The following is a 2,691-nucleotide window of genomic DNA, read 5'->3' on the forward strand; positions in this document are numbered from 1 at the left end:
CGGAAGTTAAGCTCTCTAGCGCCGATGGTAGTTGGGACCTTGTCCCTGTGAGAGTAGGACGTCGCCAAGCAAGCTTAAGACGAGTCAGAATGACTCGTCTTTTTTGTGTTTTAAACTTCTTATCAACCTCAAGTAAGTAACCCTTATTCGTTTAATCTTCTCATATTCATTTTCTTTCATCATTTTCGATGTGTAGTTTAAGATTTTCTATTTTATTTTTATAGAAGTGATCTGTCGGTGTGTTAAAATAGTGCAGATATTTTTTGAAATACTTGAATATAAGAAGATTTAATTTTGAAAAAGGAGATAATATGAAAAAGATAGGTGTAATTACTATAGTAGTTTTAGTCCTTCTAGCAATTGCTTATATGTTAGTCGGGAATTATTTTTATAATTATGCGTTGAATGCGAAACAAGAGAAAGAGTTTTTAGATGATAATCCTCACTTAGTAGAAACTGTGAATGCATCGGGAGGTGTGTTCGCTACAAATGAAGAAAAGGATGCGAGTTTTGTCTCAAATCATAAACCTAATACACTACACATAAATTCTTTCGATACGTTGAAATTAACAGGTTATGAATATATGAATGAACAATCTAGCCATAAATGGGCAATTGTAGCTCATGGGTATGATAGTAGGGCATCGAAAATGACGAAATATATCCGGAATTTTTATGAACAAGGATATAACGTCATAGCGCCAGATCTTCGTGGGCATGGAAATAGTGAAGGTGATTATATAGGGATGGGCTGGCACGATCGTAAAGATATTTTGATTTGGATTCAACAAATTGTAAAGAAAGACCCTAATGCTGAAATAGCACTCTTTGGTGTTTCAATGGGCGGGGCAACTGTAATGATGACTTCAGGTGAGGAGTTACCTTCTAACGTTAAAGTTATTATTGAAGATTGTGGATACTCAACTGTTATTGATGAATTTACTTATCAACTAAAAGATCTATTCCACTTGCCGAAGTTTCCTGTTATGAATGCGGCCAATACAGTTACCAAATTAAGAGCCGGATATGATTTAGAAGAAGCTTCAGCTATAAAACAAGTAGCGAAAAGTAAAACACCTATGCTATTTATTCACGGGGATGCTGATACGTTCGTTCCTTATGAAATGTTAGATGAAGTATATAATGCTGCAAAAGTAGAAAAAGAGAAATTAATTGTTCCAGGTGCTGGACATGGAGAAGCTGAGAAGATAGATTCAAATAAATATTGGAATACTGTATGGAAATTCGTGGGGAGATATATTCCAGCATAGTTAGATTTGTGTATACGATAATCAGAAGGAAATGTTTTATACTTTTGATTATCGTTTTTTCTATTTATCCCGCTTTAATGGGCGGTAAGACCCCACCTCAAAATTCAGCGGAAGTAAAGAAGTTAGGTGGGGGTCGGGCTGCCCATAAAAGTTCGATTGGTTCAACTAATAATCAGTGGGGGATGAAGAAAACCCCCGCTGATTAAAGTTTCACTTTATAAATTCATTTTAGTTTGTAGTATATAAAGCATGAAGCATAAATTTTTGAATTCTTTAGTGCCAGTGCTACAATAATTGAAAACTACATGTTAATGAGGTGTTTCTATGAAAATTGAAGTATGGTCAGATTTTGTATGCCCATTTTGCTACATTGGAAAACGTAGATTAGAAATGGCTTTAGAGCAATTTCCACATAAGAAAGATGTTGAAGTTGAGTTTAAAAGTTTTGAATTAGATCAAAATGCTCCAATCTATTCTGGAATAAGTATTAATGAAGTACTTGCATCAAAGTATGGGATTAGTATTGAAGAAGCTAAGCGTAATAATATACAACTAGGAAATCATGCAGCTAGTATGGGGTTAAGTTTTAATTTTGATGAGATGAAGCCGACGAACACTTTTGATGCGCATCGTCTTGCGAAGTTTGCAAAGGATCAAGGGAAAGAAAAAGAGATTACGGAAAATCTACTTTTTGCATATTTCACTGAATCGAGAAATTTAAGTGATGTGGATACGCTTGCTACTATTGCTGAAGCTTCAGGTTTAGATAAGCAAGAAGCTTTACGTGTTATTAATGATAAAGGTGCATATGCAAATGATGTTAGAATTGATGAAGCGATTGCTCAGCAATATCAAATTTCAGGAGTACCTTATTTTATTATTAATCAAAAGTATGCTATTTCAGGTGCGCAACCACTTGAAACTTTTGTTGGTGCACTTCAGCAAGTGTGGGAAGAAGAGAATCCTGCACCTAAGTTACAAGAGCTTTCTTCAGAGGGCGGGAGCGATATGTCTTGTACGGATGAAAGTTGTTCGGTACCTTCAAAAGAACAATAGTTTTTATAATGGAATAGCAACCCATAGAGTGTTTTATGGGTTGCTTATCTCTTCTTATAGAAGAGGTATATAAATAGATAAATTAATAACGTAAATAGGATTTATATAAAAATGAAGTTTTTTATAAAAACATGTTGACGATTGTAGGATAGAGGTGTAATATAGAACAAGTCGCCGATGCAATAACGCAGAACGCGGCAAACGAAATGAAAAACTTAGTTGACATTGAAACATGAAGATGTTAACATAAGGGAGTCGCAAATGAGCGACCGAGTAGTTCTTTGAAAACTGAACGAAACAAACAACGTGAAACGTCAATTTTTATTTTTAGATGCTAGACAAACTAACTTTATTGGAGAGTTTG

2 protein-coding genes are annotated in these 2,691 nt (G+C 34.7%); both read left to right on the forward strand.

The genetic code is table 11. The features are described from left to right. The first annotated feature begins 311 nt into the window (after positions 1–311). Positions 312–1,271, forward strand: coding sequence for an alpha/beta hydrolase (locus tag ACTFOB_RS26245; RefSeq protein ID WP_440030129.1), 960 nt, complete (start codon positions 312–314; stop codon positions 1,269–1,271). A 324-nt stretch (positions 1,272–1,595) separates the two neighbouring features. After that, positions 1,596–2,327 (forward strand): DsbA family oxidoreductase, encoded by a 732-nt coding sequence (locus tag ACTFOB_RS26250; protein ID WP_440030131.1) that lies wholly within the window; start codon positions 1,596–1,598, stop codon positions 2,325–2,327. Positions 2,328–2,691 lie beyond the last annotated feature (364 nt).

It is taken from the genome of Bacillus cereus group sp. MYBK79-1, from assembly GCF_051915365.1.
In the GTDB taxonomy this organism is placed as follows: domain Bacteria; phylum Bacillota; class Bacilli; order Bacillales; family Bacillaceae_G; genus Bacillus_A.

What these genes read in the sequence shown, in the direction of transcription:
- ACTFOB_RS26245 (WP_440030129.1), top strand. Translation starts at nt 312, where the DNA reads ATGAAAAAGATAGGTGTAATTACTATAGTAGTTTTAGTCCTTCTAGCA.
- ACTFOB_RS26250 (WP_440030131.1), top strand. Translation starts at nt 1,596, where the DNA reads ATGAAAATTGAAGTATGGTCAGATTTTGTATGCCCATTTTGCTACATT.